This window comes from Streptomyces sp. NBC_00654 (assembly GCF_026341775.1).
GTDB lineage: Bacteria > Actinomycetota > Actinomycetes > Streptomycetales > Streptomycetaceae > Streptomyces.
In genome coordinates, this window is record NZ_JAPEOB010000002.1 from 1,196,452 (window position 1) to 1,213,013 (window position 16,562).

Genomic DNA, 16,562 nt, shown 5'->3' on the forward strand with positions numbered 1-16,562 from the left:
CGCGGGCCGGCCACACTGCGCGGCACCGCATCAACGAGCTCAATCGGCTACTGCATCCGCCTTGACGAGCCGGCGGACCTGAACCACGTAGAGGATCCCTGCCCACCAATAGAGCGTTGTACCCCATCCTGCGAACGCCCATCCGAAAACGGCGGCCAGCGTTGCCAGCCAACCACTTCCGTCACTGAGCAGCAACAAGGGGAACGCATACATCAGGTTGAATGTTGCAGCTTTCCCGAGGAAGTTCACCTGGGGCGGCGGATAGCCGTGCCTTCGCAGGATTCCGACCATCACGAGCAACATCAGTTCTCGGGCGAGAAGCGCGGCGGTCAGCCACAGTGGCAGGATCTCACGCCAAGTGAGCCCGACAAGGGTGGAAAGGATGTAGAGCCGGTCGGCGGCCGGGTCCAGGAGCCGCCCGAGGCTGCTGATCTGGTTCCACCGGCGCGCGAGCTTTCCGTCGAGGTAGTCGCTGATACCGCTGAGCATGAGCACCAGCAACGCCCAGCCGTCGCTGGTGGGCCCGCCGAACACGGGGCGGAGAATCAGCCACAGGAAGAGCGGTACGCCGACGAGGCGAGCCATGCTGAGGATGTTGGGGATGGTGAGGACCCGGTCCGTCTGAACCCGAGTCTCCTGGACCTCCACCCGGGGGCCTCCTGTGAAGAACGTGCCAATGATGCCCCCTGACCTTACCCGCAGCGACCGCCGGCGGGTGCACAGGGGTGGATGGGGAGCAAGCGCGGCTCCATAATTCCGAGACGTTCAGAACGCAGAAAAGCCCCGTGCCACAAGGCACGGGGCTTTCCCGGAAAAATTGTTCGGCGGCGTCCTACTCTCCCACAGGGTCCCCCCTGCAGTACCATCGGCGCTGAAAGGCTTAGCTTCCGGGTTCGGAATGTAACCGGGCGTTTCCCTAACGCAATGACCACCGAAACACTATGAAATTAACCAACACCGGAACACACACGGCCGTTCGTTATTTCAGAACTAACACAGTGGACGCGAGCAACTGAGGACAAGCCCTCGGCCTATTAGTACCAGTCAGCTCCACCCGTTACCGGGCTTCCACATCTGGCCTATCAACCCAGTCGTCTACTGGGAGCCTTAACCCTTCAAGAGGGTGGGAATACTCATCTCGAAGCAGGCTTCCCGCTTAGATGCTTTCAGCGGTTATCCTTTCCGAACGTAGCCAACCAGCCATGCCCTTGGCAGGACAACTGGCACACCAGAGGTTCGTCCGTCCCGGTCCTCTCGTACTAGGGACAGCCCTTCTCAATATTCCTACGCGCACAGCGGATAGGGACCGAACTGTCTCACGACGTTCTAAACCCAGCTCGCGTACCGCTTTAATGGGCGAACAGCCCAACCCTTGGGACCGACTCCAGCCCCAGGATGCGACGAGCCGACATCGAGGTGCCAAACCATCCCGTCGATATGGACTCTTGGGGAAGATCAGCCTGTTATCCCCGGGGTACCTTTTATCCGTTGAGCGACAGCGCTTCCACAAGCCACTGCCGGATCACTAGTCCCGACTTTCGTCCCTGCTCGACCCGTCGGTCTCACAGTCAAGCTCCCTTGTGCACTTACACTCAACACCTGATTGCCAACCAGGCTGAGGGAACCTTTGGGCGCCTCCGTTACTCTTTAGGAGGCAACCGCCCCAGTTAAACTACCCATCAGACACTGTCCCTGATCCGGATCACGGACCCAGGTTAGACATCCAGCACGACCAGAGTGGTATTTCAACGACGACTCCACAACCACTGGCGTGGCCGCTTCAAAGTCTCCCACCTATCCTACACAAGCCGAACCGAACACCAATATCAAACTATAGTAAAGGTCCCGGGGTCTTTCCGTCCTGCTGCGCGAAACGAGCATCTTTACTCGTAGTGCAATTTCACCGGGCCTATGGTTGAGACAGTCGAGAAGTCGTTACGCCATTCGTGCAGGTCGGAACTTACCCGACAAGGAATTTCGCTACCTTAGGATGGTTATAGTTACCACCGCCGTTTACTGGCGCTTAAGTTCTCAGCTTCGCACACCCGAAAGTGCACTAACCGGTCCCCTTAACGTTCCAGCACCGGGCAGGCGTCAGTCCGTATACATCGCCTTACGGCTTCGCACGGACCTGTGTTTTTAGTAAACAGTCGCTTCTCGCTGGTCTCTGCGGCCACCCCCAGCTCACCGAGTAAATCGGATCACCAGTGATGGCCCCCCTTCTCCCGAAGTTACGGGGGCATTTTGCCGAGTTCCTTAACCATAGTTCACCCGAACGCCTCGGTATTCTCTACCTGACCACCTGAGTCGGTTTAGGGTACGGGCCGCCATGAAACTCGCTAGAGGCTTTTCTCGACAGCATAGGATCATCCACTTCACCACAATCGGCTCGGCATCAGGTCTCACCCTTATACGTGTGACGGATTTGCCTACCACACGGGCTACACCCTTACCCCGGGACAACCACCGCCCGGGCTGGACTACCTTCCTGCGTCACCCCATCGCTTACCTACTACAAGTCTGGTTCATCGGCTCCACCACTACCCTCAACTCCGAAGAGATCGGGCCGGCTTCACGGACTTAGCATCGCCTGATTCAGTACTGGGCGTTTCAAAGCGGGTACCGGAATATCAACCGGTTGTCCATCGACTACGCCTGTCGGCCTCGCCTTAGGTCCCGACTTACCCTGGGCAGATCAGCTTGACCCAGGAACCCTTAGTCAATCGGCGCACACGTTTCTCACGTGTGTATCGCTACTCATGCCTGCATTCTCACTCGTGAACCGTCCACAACTCGCTTCCGCGGCTGCTTCACCCGGCACACGACGCTCCCCTACCCATCCGTACTCCCGTTGGGGATATATGTACGAATGACACGACTTCGGCGGTACGCTTGAGCCCCGCTACATTGTCGGCGCGGAATCACTTGACCAGTGAGCTATTACGCACTCTTTCAAGGGTGGCTGCTTCTAAGCCAACCTCCTGGTTGTCTCTGCGACTCCACATCCTTTCCCACTTAGCGTACGCTTAGGGGCCTTAGTCGATGCTCTGGGCTGTTTCCCTCTCGACCATGGAGCTTATCCCCCACAGTCTCACTGCCGTGCTCTCACTTACCGGCATTCGGAGTTTGGCTAAGGTCAGTAACCCGGTAGGGCCCATCGCCTATCCAGTGCTCTACCTCCGGCAAGAAACACACGACGCTGCACCTAAATGCATTTCGGGGAGAACCAGCTATCACGGAGTTTGATTGGCCTTTCACCCCTAACCACAGGTCATCCCCCAGGTTTTCAACCCTGGTGGGTTCGGTCCTCCACGAAGTCTTACCTCCGCTTCAACCTGCCCATGGCTAGATCACTCCGCTTCGGGTCTTGAGCGCGCTACTAAATCGCCCTATTCGGACTCGCTTTCGCTACGGCTTCCCCACACGGGTTAACCTCGCAACACACCGCAAACTCGCAGGCTCATTCTTCAAAAGGCACGCAGTCACGACTGCATGTGCAAGCACATACAGCGACGCTCCCACGGCTTGTAGGCACACGGTTTCAGGTACTATTTCACTCCGCTCCCGCGGTACTTTTCACCATTCCCTCACGGTACTATCCGCTATCGGTCACCAGGGAATATTTAGGCTTAGCGGGTGGTCCCGCCAGATTCACACGGGATTTCTCGGGCCCCGTGCTACTTGGGTGTCTCTTAAACGAGCCGTTAATGTTTCAGCTACGGGGGTCTTACCCTCTACGCCGGACCTTTCGCATGTCCTTCGCCTACATCAACGGTTTCTGACTCGTCTCACAGCCGGCAGACCGTGAAAAAGAGATCCCACAACCCCGCATGCGCAACCCCTGCCGGGTATCACACGCATACGGTTTGGCCTCATCCAGTTTCGCTCGCCACTACTCCCGGAATCACGGTTGTTTTCTCTTCCTGAGGGTACTGAGATGTTTCACTTCCCCTCGTTCCCTCCACACTGCCTATGTGTTCAGCAGCGGGTGACAGCCCATGACGACTGCCGGGTTTCCCCATTCGGAAACCCCCGGATCAAAGCTTGGTTGACAGCTCCCCGGGGACTATCGTGGCCTCCCACGTCCTTCATCGGTTCCTGGTGCCAAGGCATCCACCGTGCGCCCTTAAAAACTTGGCCACAGATGCTCGCGTCCACTGTGCAGTTCTCAAACAACGACCAGCCACCCATCACCCCACCCATACAGGTGAGTGCACTGGGGCCGGCAACCGAAGGACAGACTCAAACGAGTCCGTACCCTCAGATACCCAACAGCGTGCCCGACCCGACCGATCCCTCCCCACGTTCCACGCCGAAGCAGTACTAGTGAAAAACAACCTGTCGTGCCGAGTAGTCAACGTTCCACCCATGAGCAACCAGCACCGAACATTCGCCGGTGTACTGGCCTCTGACCAGACCAAAAGGCCCGGTAAGAAATGCTCCTTAGAAAGGAGGTGATCCAGCCGCACCTTCCGGTACGGCTACCTTGTTACGACTTCGTCCCAATCGCCAGTCCCACCTTCGACAGCTCCCTCCCACAAGGGGTTGGGCCACCGGCTTCGGGTGTTACCGACTTTCGTGACGTGACGGGCGGTGTGTACAAGGCCCGGGAACGTATTCACCGCAGCAATGCTGATCTGCGATTACTAGCAACTCCGACTTCATGGGGTCGAGTTGCAGACCCCAATCCGAACTGAGACCGGCTTTTTGAGATTCGCTCCGCCTCGCGGCATCGCAGCTCATTGTACCGGCCATTGTAGCACGTGTGCAGCCCAAGACATAAGGGGCATGATGACTTGACGTCGTCCCCACCTTCCTCCGAGTTGACCCCGGCAGTCTCCTGTGAGTCCCCATCACCCCGAAGGGCATGCTGGCAACACAGAACAAGGGTTGCGCTCGTTGCGGGACTTAACCCAACATCTCACGACACGAGCTGACGACAGCCATGCACCACCTGTATACCGACCACAAGGGGGGCACCATCTCTGATGCTTTCCGGTATATGTCAAGCCTTGGTAAGGTTCTTCGCGTTGCGTCGAATTAAGCCACATGCTCCGCTGCTTGTGCGGGCCCCCGTCAATTCCTTTGAGTTTTAGCCTTGCGGCCGTACTCCCCAGGCGGGGAACTTAATGCGTTAGCTGCGGCACCGACGACGTGGAATGTCGCCAACACCTAGTTCCCAACGTTTACGGCGTGGACTACCAGGGTATCTAATCCTGTTCGCTCCCCACGCTTTCGCTCCTCAGCGTCAGTAATGGCCCAGAGATCCGCCTTCGCCACCGGTGTTCCTCCTGATATCTGCGCATTTCACCGCTACACCAGGAATTCCGATCTCCCCTACCACACTCTAGCTAGCCCGTATCGAATGCAGACCCGGGGTTAAGCCCCGGGCTTTCACATCCGACGTGACAAGCCGCCTACGAGCTCTTTACGCCCAATAATTCCGGACAACGCTTGCGCCCTACGTATTACCGCGGCTGCTGGCACGTAGTTAGCCGGCGCTTCTTCTGCAGGTACCGTCACTCTCGCTTCTTCCCTGCTGAAAGAGGTTTACAACCCGAAGGCCGTCATCCCTCACGCGGCGTCGCTGCATCAGGCTTTCGCCCATTGTGCAATATTCCCCACTGCTGCCTCCCGTAGGAGTCTGGGCCGTGTCTCAGTCCCAGTGTGGCCGGTCGCCCTCTCAGGCCGGCTACCCGTCGTCGCCTTGGTAGGCCATTACCCCACCAACAAGCTGATAGGCCGCGGGCTCATCCTTCACCGCCGGAGCTTTTAACCCCCACCCATGCAGGCAGGAGTGTTATCCGGTATTAGACCCCGTTTCCAGGGCTTGTCCCAGAGTGAAGGGCAGATTGCCCACGTGTTACTCACCCGTTCGCCACTAATCCACCCCGAAGGGCTTCATCGTTCGACTTGCATGTGTTAAGCACGCCGCCAGCGTTCGTCCTGAGCCAGGATCAAACTCTCCGTGAATGTTTTCCCGTAATCGGGACACACATCACGAGAGCGGAACGACCGGTCGGAATAAGACCCGTCGTTCACAGCGTCCTCGCTGTGTAATTGCCTGCCCGAACCACCAGGGATTCGAAAGCAGGACTTTCAAAGGAACCACCAACCTGCCGAAGCAGGCCGGGGTATCAACATATCTGGCGTTGACTTTTGGCACGCTGTTGAGTTCTCAAGGAACGGACGCTTCCTTCGGTCCCGTTTCACCGGGGCCCTCCGGGCGCTTCCCTTCGTTCTTGCGTTTCCGACTCTATCAGACTCTTTCGTGTCCGATTCCCGGTCGAAGCGGGTCAAACTTTTTTCGCTTTCCAGTTCTTCGCTTTCGCGTTTCCCTTTCCGGCGAGTCCGACTCTATCAGGCCTTTCCCTTTCCCTTGACCAACCTCCTGCAGACATGCAGAAGCTAGATCCGGGTTACAGTCGGGGCTTGATCGTCGCCGCCGACCCCCGACTCAATGTCGCGTTGGGGTCAGGCAGGAGTACGACAGTACAGGCCGCCGTTAGGTGAGGCAAATCGTTTCCGGTGCACCCCTAGGTCCGCCAAACGGTAGGTCTCGGGCGGAACCGGGACTTCATATGACTTACGCTGCTGAGCAGTACGCCGTCCCTCATCAGCCGCGGCGGCGACCACATGAATCTCCACCCCTGGGAGGCTCCCCATGACCAACGTGACGTCCCCTCTTGTCGGACGCGCCATCGGACTCACCGCGGTGCCCGACCCGGTCTTCTCCGGCGCGATGGTGGGTCCCGGAACCGCCATCGACCCCGTGCGTGAGCCGTCCGAGGCCGTTTCGCCGGTAGACGGCATCGTTGTCTCCCTCCACCCGCACGCGTTCGTCGTCGTGGACGAGCAGGGGCACGGTGTACTGACGCACCTCGGGATCGACACCGTCCAGCTCAACGGCGAGGGCTTCGAGCTCCTCGTGAACAAGGGCGACACCGTGACGCGCGGCCAGGGCATCGTGCGCTGGGACCCGGCCGGCGTCGAGGCCGCCGGCAAGTCAGCCATCTGCCCGATCGTCGCGCTCGAAGCCACGGCCGACTCCCTCTCCGACGTCCGCGAGGACGGCGACGTGAAGGTCGGCGACACGCTGTTCAGCTGGCAGTGACGCGCTCGGCGCGGTAACGGCCAGTCGGACATCCACCGCGGTGACACGGTCACCGCACAATCGGAGACGGGTGAAATGGAGACAACGCTGCGAGGCGTCGGCGTGAGCCACGGTGTGGCGATCGGCGAGGTTCGGCACATGGGTACGGCGGTGCTGGAGCCGCCCGCCAAACAGATTCCCGCGGAGGAGGCCGGGCGCGAACAGGGGCGTGCCCGGCAGGCCGTGGAAGCGGTGGCGGCCGACCTGATTGCGCGCGGCAATCTGGCCGGTGGCGAGGCACAGCACGTACTCGAGGCCCAGGCCATGATGGCCCAGGACCCCGAGCTGATGGCTGATGTCGAACGGCGGATCGCCGTCGGCAGCACCGCTGAGCGCGCCGTGTACGACGCGTTCGCCGCCTACCGTGCGCTGCTCGCCAATGCCGGCGAGTACCTGGCGGGCCGGGTCGCCGACCTGGACGACGTCCGGAACCGGATCGTGGCCCGCCTGCTCGGTGTGCCGATGCCCGGTGTCCCGGACAGCGACGAGCCGTACGTGCTCATCGCCCGCGACCTGGCTCCCGCCGACACCGCTCTGCTGGACCCGACGCTGGTGCTCGGCTTCGTCACCGAGGAGGGCGGGCCCACCAGTCACAGCGCGATCCTGGCGCGGGCGCTCGGCGTTCCGGCCGTGGTGGCGCTGCCCGGCGCCGGTGAGCTGGCCGAGGGCACGGTGATCGCGGTCGACGGCAGCACCGGCGAGATCTTCGTCCGCCCGACCGACGAGAAGCGCGCGGAGATGGAGAGCGCGGCCGCCGCCCGCAAGGCCGCGCTGGCCGCGTCGAGCGGTCCCGGTGCCACGTCCGACGGGCACAAGGTGCCGCTGCTCGCCAATGTCGGCGGTCCCGGCGATGTGCCCGCGGCGGTGGAGGCGGGCGCCGAGGGCGTCGGTCTGTTCCGTACCGAGTTCCTCTTCCTGGACGACAGCAAGCACGCTCCGTCCGAGGAGAAGCAGGTCGCCGCCTACCGTGCCGTCCTTGAGGCGTTCCCCGAGGGCCGCGTGGTCGTGCGGGTGCTGGACGCCGGTGCGGACAAGCCGCTGGACTTCCTCACCCCGGCGGATGAGCCGAACCCGGCGCTCGGTGTCCGTGGGCTGCGCAGCCTGCTGGACCACCCGGACGTGCTGCGTACTCAGCTGACCTCGCTGGCGAAGGCGGCCGAGGGGCTGCCGGTGTACCTGGAAGTCATGGCTCCGATGGTCGCCGACCGTATCGACGCCAAGGCGTTCGCGGACGCGTGCCGCGAGGCGGGGCTGGAGGCCAAGTTCGGTGCGATGGTGGAGATTCCGTCGGCGGCTCTGCGGGCGCGGTCGATCCTGCAGGAGGTGGAGTTCCTCTCGCTGGGCACCAATGACCTGGCGCAGTACACCTTCGCCGCCGACCGTCAGGTGGGCGCCGTGTCACGGCTCCAGGACCCGTGGCAGCCGGCTCTGCTGGATCTTGTCGCGATGTCCGCCGAGGCCGCGCGGGCCGAGGGCAAGAGCTGTGGTGTCTGTGGTGAGGCCGCGGCCGATCCGCTGCTCGCGTGTGTGCTGACCGGTCTGGGTGTCACCTCGCTCTCCATGGGTGCGGCGTCCATTCCCTACGTGCGCGCGACGCTGGCGAAGTACACGCTCGCGCAGTGCGAGCGTGCGGCTTCCGCGGCCCGCTCGGCGGAGTCCGCCGAGGAGGCGCGGGTCGCCGCCCAGGCGGTGCTGTCGGGCGAGTAGGTCCGTGCGGTCCGGCCGGGACCGTGTGGTGGAGGGGCTTTCCGTCAGTGGGCGGGAAGCCCCTCCTCGCGTTGTCCGCCGACGTCCTCGCTCCGGGTCAGTGGTGGGCTTCCGGCGCGTCCGCGCCGATGTCGAAGCCCGCGCAGTACTCCACACCGGACTCCGGGGCGACCGGTTCGCCGGTGTCCGCGTCGGTGCAGTAGGCGCTGAAGACCTCGCCCGCGGTGAGCGGGAGGAGGCTGCCCGCGGTCAGCCTCCAGCCGTGGACGCGGTCGGGGGCGCCCGGTGTGCTCGTACGCAGGACCACTCCCCCGCGCGTTTCCAGGGCGATGGCCACCGCGAGCACGGTGGCGAACTCCGCTCCCTGGGATGCTTCGAGGCCTGCCGGGCCCTTCGGATCGCGCTCGGTGTGAAGGACGGCGAGCAGCTGCTCGCTCTCGGTCGGGGTGCTGCAGACGAGATGGTGCGTGCCCGCTCCCGCGGTCTCCAGCAGCCGCATCAGCAGGTGCGAGGCCCGGTCGAAGGCGGCGCGTCCGATGTCCTGCCCGCAGTCCGCGCATTCGCCGAGGTCGGCCAACAGGAGCGTGGCGTACTCCCAGGTGGCCCGGCGGACCGACCGGGAGACCAGGAGCGGGATGAGCTCGTCGAGGGGCTGGCCGCTGTAGCGGACGGTGGCGCCGGCTCCCGCGACCTCGGCGGTGAAGCGGCTGCGGCTGGTCGGGGCATCGGGGTCGAGGCCGGACTCCGTACAGAATTCCGCGTAGTCCTCGGGGTCGAAGAGGGCGACCGTGGAGTGCATGCCCTGTGCCGCGAAGGACTTGAGAAGGCCTTCGACCTGCTGGAGGTAGACGGCGTGGTCCTCGAACGTGAAGGTGCGGTAGCGCCGCATGGCCGCGAAGTCCTGCTCGTCGACCAGGAGGCCGATGGTGCTGGGTGCTTCGCGGCGCAGCGTGCGTCGCATGGATGTGCCGTACTTCGTGTGCGCCATGTGTCCCCCTGTGCACTGTGCGTCATTGCTCACTCAGCGTAACCATGGGGTCTGACAGCGGGACCGTCAGCGGCGGGTGCGGGCCAGGTCCGCGTAGAAGTGGAGGAGTTCGATGTTGTCCACGGAGCCCGGGTTGACCGCTTTGGACAGGTCCGTGCCCTGCAGGAGCCGCTTGACGGGGACCTCGATGCGCTTGCCCGTGAGGGTGTGCGGAATGGCGGGGACCTCGATGACCTCGTCCGGTACGTGGCGCGGGGAGAGGTTCTCGCGGATCGTCCGCCTGATGCTCTCGCGCAGGTCGTCATCGAGGGTGGCGCCGTCGGCGAGGTGCACGAACAGTGGCATCCAGTACCCGCCGTCGGGCTCTTCCAGGCCGATGACGAGGGATTCGCGGATCTCCGGGAGCCGCTCGACGGCCTCGTAGATGTCGGCCGACCCCATCCGCACGCCCTGTCGGTTCAGGGTGGAGTCGGAGCGGCCGTGGATGATGACCGAGCCGCGGTCGGTGAGGGTGATCCAGTCCCCATGGCGCCAGATGCCGGGGTACATGTCGAAGTAGCTGTCGTGGTACCGGCTGCCGTCGGGGTCGTTCCAGAAGTGGATCGGCATGGAGGGCAGGGGCTGGGCGACGACGAGTTCGCCGACCTCGCCGGTGAGCGGCTTGCCGGCCGGGTCCCAGGCCTGGAGGTCGGTGCCCAGACAGGGGGCCTGGAGTTCACCGATGTGTACGGGGAGGGTGGGGACCCCTCCGGCGAAGCAGCTGCAGACGTCGGTGCCGCCGCTGACCGAGGCGATCCACAGGTCGTCGGCCACTTCGTCGTGCAGCCAGCGGAATCCGTCCGGCGGGAGCGGCGAGCCGGTGGTGGCCACGCACTGGACGCGGGAGAGGTCGTGGTCGCGGCCCGGGTGGATGCCGGCCTTGCGGCAGGCCATGACATAGGCGGCGGAGGTCCCGAAGAGGGTGGCTCCGGTCTGTTCGGCGACGCGCCACTGGGTGCTGACGTCGGGATATCCGGGGCTGCCGTCGTACAGCACGACCGTGGTGCCGGTGAGCAGGCCGGAGACGAGGAAGTTCCACATCATCCAGCCGGTGGAGGTGTACCAGAAGAAACGGTCCTCGGGTCCGAGGTCGCAGTGCAGGCCGATCTGCTTGAAGTGTTCGAGCAGGATGCCGCCCTGGGACTGGACGATGGCCTTGGGGAGGCCTGTGGTGCCGGAGGAGTAGAGGACCCACAGCGGGTGGTCGAAGGGGACCTGCTCGAAGACCGGTTCGGTGTCCGCGGCGGTGAGGGCGGACCATTCGAGGGCGCCTTCGGGAGCGGCGGTCCCGAGCAGGGGGACATGGACGACGGCCCGCAGGGTGGGGAGTTCGGCACGCAGTTCGGCGACGGTACCGGTCCGGTCGTGTTCCTTGCCGCCGTAGCGGTAGCCGTCGACGGCGAACAGGACGACGGGTTCGACCTGCTGGAAGCGGTCGAGGACGCTGCGGGCGCCGAAGTCGGGGGCGCAGGAGGTCCAGACTCCGCCGACGGCCGCGGTGGCGAGGAAGGCGACGATCGCCTGGGGGATGTTGGGGAGGTAGCCGCTGACCCGGTCTCCGGGGGTGACGCCCAGGGTGCGGAGTTCCGCGGCGAGCGAGCCGACCTGGCGGCGCAGCTCCGACCAGCTGACAGGCACCTGGGTGTGGGTCTCGTCCACGTGGAGCAGGGCCGGGGCGTCGGCGCGGGTGGCGTCCTCGGCGGCGCGCAGGGCGTGCTCGGCGTAGTTGAGGGTGGCGCCGGGGAACCAGGTGGCGCCGGGCATGGCGCGGTCGCCCAGGACCGACTCGTACGGGGTGGAGAAGCGTACGTCGAACCAGTCGGCGAGGGCCTGCCAGAAGGTGTCGAGCTCATCGACGGACCAGCGGTGGAGCGCCGGGTAGCCGCCCTCTGCCGGGGCTCCGTACCGTTCGGCGGCCCAGCTCTGGAAGCGGGTGACGGCGGCGGCCGCGATGCGGTCGGGGCCGGGCTGCCAGAGGGGGGCGTCGTTCGCGGCTGAGGTCATGGGTCGGCTCCCTGGCTGTACGGGTACGCGGGGTGGGCGTGGCGGCGCACACGGGCTGGGGTGTGCGCGTGAGCACCTGCTACGGACGATGCCATGTGATCGTCCCGGACACCAGGGTTGCCCGCCCATGGTTGCTTGTCCGGCTATGTGCTCCGGCTATGTGCTCCGGCCATGGGTGAACGGAAGTTGAACGGCGAGTTCTTCGGGGTGACCGGGTGGCAGGGTGATCCGCATGGACGGTCGTGACCTGGTGCGCTCGGTGAAATTGCTCGGTTCGGTACGGGGTCTGCGCACGGTGCGCTCGGCCTGGCGGTATCGGCGCGCGGATGCGCGGGCGCTCCCCGGGCGCGGTGCGGAGCGGGCCAGGGTTCCCGGGTCGGTGCTGGGTGCGGAGCCCGGACCCGGCGGGGGTGTGGTGCGGTTCGCCCGTTCGGAGCTGCGGATCCGGGTCGCGGTGGGCGGCGCGGTGTTCTGGGCCTGGGACGGTGCGGAGCCGCTGCCGTCGTACGCGTTGCCGGGTCCGCCGCCCGAGCCGGATCCGCGGGCCGGGCTGGAGCCGGACAAGGACGGTGGCTGGCAGGTCGTCTCGGAGCGGCTGACGGTGGCGGTGTCACGGAACGGGGCGCTGGAGCTGAGGACGCCGGGTGGGGTGGTGCTGCGGCGGGAGCTGCCGCCGCGCTGGTGGGAGCCGGTGGGCGGGGGGCCGGCACGGTGGGTGCAGCGGTCCGAGGTGCCGGCGGACGCGCGGTTCTTCGGGCTGGGCGGGCGGGCGTCGGGGCCCCGGCTGCGCGACGGGGTGTACCGGCTGTGGAACACCGACCCGGGCGGACGCTTCGGCCCCGGCGACGATCCGTTGTATCTGACGATGCCGGTGCAGGTCGTGGTCTCGGACGCGGGGACCCATCTGGCCTTCCACGACAACACCTGGGACGGGCGGGTGACACTGCGCGAGGGCGAGGTGGGGGCGGGTTCCGGGCACGACCGGCAGGGGACCTGCGAGGTTCGGATGGACGGGGGTCCGCTGCGCTGCTGGGTGGTGGCGGGGACGCCGGCGCGGGTGCTGCGGGGCTGGGCGGCGCTGACGGGGGCGCCCGCGCTGCCGCCGTCGTGGGCGCTGGGGCCGCAGCACGCCCGCTGGGGCTTCGGCGATGAGCGGGAGGTGCGCCGGGTCGTGGCGGGGTACCGGGAGCGTGGACTCCCCCTGTCCGCGCTCCATCTGGACATCGATCACTATGACGCGCATCAGGTGTTCACGGTCGATCGCCGGGGGTTCCCCGACCTGCCCGCGCTGGCACAGGAGTTGCGTACGGAGGGGGTCCGGCTGGTGTCGATCGTGGATCCCGCCGTGAAGGCGGAGGCCGGGCTGCCGCTCTTCGACAGCGGTGCGGCGGTCGGTGAGCGGGGGGCGTTCGTCCGGGACGCCCAGGGGCGGGTGGTGGTCGGGGAAGTATGGCCGGGGGCCTGCGGATACCCGGACTTCACCGATCCGCTTGTGCGGGAATGGTGGGGGTCTCTGTACGCGGAACGGCTCGCCCAGGGCTTCTCCGGCGTCTGGCACGACATGAACGAGCCGGTGTCCTTCACGCCCTTCGGGGACCCGACCCTGCCGCGCTCGGCCAGGCACTGTCTGGAGGGCCGCGGCGGCGATCACCGCGAGGCCCACAATGTGTACGGGCTCGCGATGGCGCGCGCCGGCTACGAGGGTCTGCTCCGCCTGCGGCCGGAGGAGCGGCCGTTCCTGTTCTCGCGGTCGGGGTGGGCCGGGATGCAGCGGTACGGGGGCACCTGGTCCGGAGATGTGGCGACCGGATGGCCGGGGCTGCGGGCCTCGCTCGCGCTCGTGCTGGGCCTCGGGCTGTGCGGGGTGCCGTACTCCGGACCGGATGTGGGCGGGTTCGACGGCTCGCCCTCGCCGGAGCTGTATCTGCGGTGGTTCCAGCTGGGCGCGTATCTGCCGCTGTTCCGTACGCACGCGGCGATCGACGCGGGCCGCCGGGAGCCGTGGGAGTTCGGGCCCGAGGTGCTGGAGCACGCGCGGGCGGCGCTGACGGAGCGGGAGCGGCTGCTTCCGTACTTCGTGACGCTGGCGCGGCTGGCCCGGCTGACGGGTGCCCCGTACGCGCGGCCGCTGTGGTGGGGGTCGCCGGGGGACCGCGCGCTGCGGGACTGCGAGGACGCGTTCCTGCTGGGGGACGCGTTGCTGGTGGCACCGGTACTGGAGCCCGGGGCGGACCGGCGGGCGGTGCGGCTGCCGCGCGGGCGGTGGTACGACACGGCGACCGGGGCGGCGTACGAGGGTCCCGGCCAGGTCCTGGTGGACGCCCCGCTGTCCCGGATTCCGGTGCTGGCCCGGGCCGGTGCGGTGATCCCGGTGCGGGGCGCGGACGGTGGGACGGAACTGGAGGTGTGGGCTCCGCCGCCGGGGCGCAGCGGGGGCGGTCTGGTCGTGCCCGATGCGGGCGACGGATGGGAGGAGGCCGAGGTCGAGCGGTACACCACGCGGCTGGCGGACGGGCGTGTGGTGGTCGAGCGGGACGGCGGGGAGGGCGTGGTGGCCCGGCCCGTGCGGGTGCGGGGTCTCCGGGGTGTGTCCGGCACGGGAGCGGTGGGTGCGGCAGGCGGTACGGGTCAGTCGTAGCGGCCCGCGAACCAGGCGCGTACCGCTTCGGTGTGCAGGGGGAAGGCCAGCTCCTGCGGAGTGCGCAGGATGTGGTGGCCGGATGTCTCGTCGGTCGGTACGGAGGGCGGGAGAGCGGCGGCGGGGCGCCGCGGGAGCAGACCGAGGACCAACAGGTGGCCGTCCGGGGAGCTGAGGGCGTCCGCGAGGCGGACGTCCTGTTCGGGGGCCTGGATGCCGGTCTCCTCGTGGAGTTCCCGTACGACCGCGTGCCGCCAGTCCTCGGCGTGGTCGATGAAGCCGCCGGGGAGGGCCACGCCGCCCTTCCGGGGCTCGATGGTGCGGGTGATGACGACGAGTCCGGTGCCGTGCCGGTCGGTGACGGGCAGCAGAGCCACCGCCACGGGCAGCGGGTTGCGGTAGGCGGTCGTGCCGCAACGGGTGCAGGTGCGGGGCCAGTCGTCGGCGGACCGGAGGTCACGGTAGGAGGCTCCGCACCTGCCGCAGTGGGAGTTCCTCCCCTGCGGGACCGGCTGTGCGGGGTCGGCGGGACCGTTCCTGGGCTCGGACACGGGCGGACTGTATCCGATCGGTCTTCCGCGCGGGGCGGGGAGCTGATAGACGGTGTGCCCATGACAGAAATGCGCCGTGTTCTCCGTACCCTGGCGGCCGCTGCCGCCGCGCTGTCCGTCGCGACCGCCGCCGCCCCGGTGGCCCGCGCCGCGCCGGAACCGGAGGTTCCCGAGGAGTTCGTCGCGCTGCGGTCCGTGGACCCGACGATCATCCAGGAGATGCGCTACCCGACCGCCCACACCTTCATGGGCGAGCCGGTGGACGGATACCGCGAGCCGGTCTGCATCCTGACCCGGCCCGCCGCCCGCGCGCTGCACAGGGCGCAGACACGGCTGCTTCGCCGGGGCTACTCGCTGAAGGTGTACGACTGCTACCGGCCGCAGCGGGCGGTGGACCACTTCGTACGGTGGGCGAAGGATCCCGACGACCGGGTCATGGAGGGCGAGTTCTACCCGCGGGTCGACAAGTCCCGGCTGTTCGAGGACGGTTACATCGCGGAGAAGTCCGGCCACAGCCGGGGCAGCACGGTCGATCTGACCATGGTGAGGCTGCCGGCCCTGCCGACCCGGCCGTATCTGCCGGGCGAGCCCCTCACTCCCTGCTACGCGCCCGAAAGCGAACGTTTCCCCGACAATTCGGTGGACATGGGGACGGGTTATGACTGTTTCGACACGCTGTCGCATACGGACGACCCACGGATCCAGGGGGTGCAGCGCGCCAACCGGCAGTTCCTGAAGCGGACGCTCACCGGGGCCGGTTTCGTGAATCTGGCCGAGGAGTGGTGGCACTACACCTTCACACCGGAACTGTTTCCGGACACGTACTTCGACTTCCCGGTGGCCCGGCGGTCCGTCGCGGGGCACTGAACGCGGCCCCGGGAGGCGCGGGGGAACGGGCGACCGGGACCACCCCCGTGGGCTCCGGCCGCCCGTTCTTCTTCTCGGACGCGGAACAGCCGTATCCGGTTGCCGCGTCAGCCATTACGGTGCCCGTATGTCACAGCAGACGTTCGATTCGTACGAGGAGTTCTGGCCCTACTACGTGGCGATGCACTCCCGCAGCGCGACCCGCTGGGTCCATCTGACCGGCACGCTGACCGGTCTCACGATCGCCGTCTACGGGCTGGCGCGTGGCCGGAAGCGCTACGCGGCGGCCCTGCCCCTGATCGGGTACGGAACCGCCTGGCCGGCGCATTTCTTCATCGAGAGGAACAACCCGGCCAGCTTCGGGCATCCCGCGTGGTCGCTGCGCGGCGATGTGCAGATGATCCGCATGATGCTCGCGGGCCGGGACCGGGAGCTGGCGGAGACCGCGGAGAAGTGGCTCGCCGAGAACCGCTGAGCGGCGACCGGAGAGCAGCGGCGGGAGAGCGGCGGCGGGAGAGCGGCGGAGACGGACGCACACGACGACGCGGCCTCCCGCCGTGCGGGCCGCGCGTCCTCCTGCCGGACGGCGTGCGGCCCGCACCCCCGCGCCGTCGT

At 66.4% G+C, this 16,562-nt stretch carries 9 protein-coding genes and 3 rRNA genes; 5 read left to right on the forward strand and 7 right to left on the reverse strand.

What is annotated here, in order from left to right; translation table 11 throughout:
• Positions 1-39: 39 nt before the first annotated feature.
• The 4 genes from OHA98_RS25615 to OHA98_RS25630 form a co-directional block, all read right to left on the reverse strand.
• Entirely contained in the window at positions 40-648 is a 609-nt protein-coding gene (locus tag OHA98_RS25615) for a CDP-alcohol phosphatidyltransferase family protein (protein WP_266929087.1), read from the reverse strand.
• A gap of 171 nt (positions 649-819) precedes the next feature.
• Positions 820-936, reverse strand: a 5S ribosomal RNA gene (rrf, locus tag OHA98_RS25620).
• A 78-nt stretch (positions 937-1,014) separates the two neighbouring features.
• Positions 1,015-4,140, reverse strand: a 23S ribosomal RNA gene (locus tag OHA98_RS25625).
• A gap of 307 nt (positions 4,141-4,447) precedes the next feature.
• A 16S ribosomal RNA gene (locus tag OHA98_RS25630) occupies positions 4,448-5,973 on the reverse strand.
• Together the 16S, 23S and 5S rRNA genes form the textbook arrangement of a ribosomal RNA operon.
• Positions 5,974-6,664: 691 nt before the next feature.
• Between OHA98_RS25630 and OHA98_RS25635 the strand changes: the two genes are divergently transcribed.
• Together OHA98_RS25635 and ptsP are read left to right on the forward strand one after the other, a co-directional pair.
• A complete protein-coding gene (locus tag OHA98_RS25635; RefSeq protein WP_266929088.1) occupies positions 6,665-7,114 on the forward strand; it encodes a PTS glucose transporter subunit IIA in 450 nt (149 codons plus the stop codon).
• Positions 7,115-7,189: 75 nt separating this feature from the next.
• Entirely contained in the window at positions 7,190-8,860 is a 1,671-nt protein-coding gene (gene ptsP, locus OHA98_RS25640; RefSeq protein WP_266929089.1) for a phosphoenolpyruvate--protein phosphotransferase, read from the forward strand.
• Between the two features lie 97 nt (positions 8,861-8,957).
• On the opposite strand, the gene OHA98_RS25645 is transcribed toward ptsP, so the two are convergent.
• Together OHA98_RS25645 and OHA98_RS25650 are read right to left on the reverse strand one after the other, a co-directional pair.
• Positions 8,958-9,848, reverse strand: a complete 891-nt coding sequence (locus OHA98_RS25645) for a hypothetical protein (protein WP_266929090.1) — start codon at positions 9,846-9,848, stop codon at positions 8,958-8,960.
• Positions 9,849-9,914: 66 nt separating this feature from the next.
• The gene (locus tag OHA98_RS25650) at positions 9,915-11,891 is read right to left on the reverse strand and encodes an acetoacetate--CoA ligase (protein WP_266929091.1); all 1,977 of its coding nucleotides are present in this window, start codon (positions 11,889-11,891) and stop codon (positions 9,915-9,917) included.
• Between the two features lie 232 nt (positions 11,892-12,123).
• On the opposite strand from OHA98_RS25650, the gene OHA98_RS25655 reads away from it, so the two are divergent.
• Positions 12,124-14,529, forward strand: a complete 2,406-nt coding sequence (locus OHA98_RS25655; RefSeq protein WP_266929092.1) for a glycoside hydrolase family 31 protein — start codon at positions 12,124-12,126, stop codon at positions 14,527-14,529.
• Here the strand turns inward: OHA98_RS25655 and OHA98_RS25660 are convergent.
• Positions 14,520-15,080: an NUDIX domain-containing protein gene (locus OHA98_RS25660; protein WP_266929093.1), complete on the reverse strand. Its 561-nt coding sequence runs from the start codon at positions 15,078-15,080 to the stop codon at positions 14,520-14,522. The genes OHA98_RS25655 and OHA98_RS25660 overlap by 10 nt on opposite strands.
• Positions 15,081-15,140: 60 nt before the next feature.
• On the opposite strand from OHA98_RS25660, the gene OHA98_RS25665 reads away from it, so the two are divergent.
• Positions 15,141-15,947, forward strand: coding sequence for a M15 family metallopeptidase (locus OHA98_RS25665; protein ID WP_266929094.1), 807 nt, complete (start codon positions 15,141-15,143; stop codon positions 15,945-15,947).
• A 127-nt stretch (positions 15,948-16,074) separates the two neighbouring features.
• The gene (locus OHA98_RS25670) at positions 16,075-16,422 is read left to right on the forward strand and encodes a DUF962 domain-containing protein (protein WP_266929095.1); all 348 of its coding nucleotides are present in this window, start codon (positions 16,075-16,077) and stop codon (positions 16,420-16,422) included.
• The last annotated feature ends 140 nt before the right edge of the window (positions 16,423-16,562 follow it).

Coding starts and splice junctions, on each gene's coding strand:
- OHA98_RS25670 (WP_266929095.1), top strand. CDS start 16,075: ATGTCACAGCAGACGTTCGATTCGTACGAGGAGTTCTGGCCCTACTAC.
- OHA98_RS25665 (WP_266929094.1), top strand. CDS start 15,141: ATGACAGAAATGCGCCGTGTTCTCCGTACCCTGGCGGCCGCTGCCGCC.
- OHA98_RS25655 (WP_266929092.1), top strand. CDS start 12,124: ATGGACGGTCGTGACCTGGTGCGCTCGGTGAAATTGCTCGGTTCGGTA.
- ptsP (WP_266929089.1), top strand. CDS start 7,190: ATGGAGACAACGCTGCGAGGCGTCGGCGTGAGCCACGGTGTGGCGATC.
- OHA98_RS25635 (WP_266929088.1), top strand. CDS start 6,665: ATGACCAACGTGACGTCCCCTCTTGTCGGACGCGCCATCGGACTCACC.
- OHA98_RS25650 (WP_266929091.1), bottom strand. CDS start 11,891: ATGACCTCAGCCGCGAACGACGCCCCCCTCTGGCAGCCCGGCCCCGAC.
- OHA98_RS25645 (WP_266929090.1), bottom strand. CDS start 9,848: ATGGCGCACACGAAGTACGGCACATCCATGCGACGCACGCTGCGCCGC.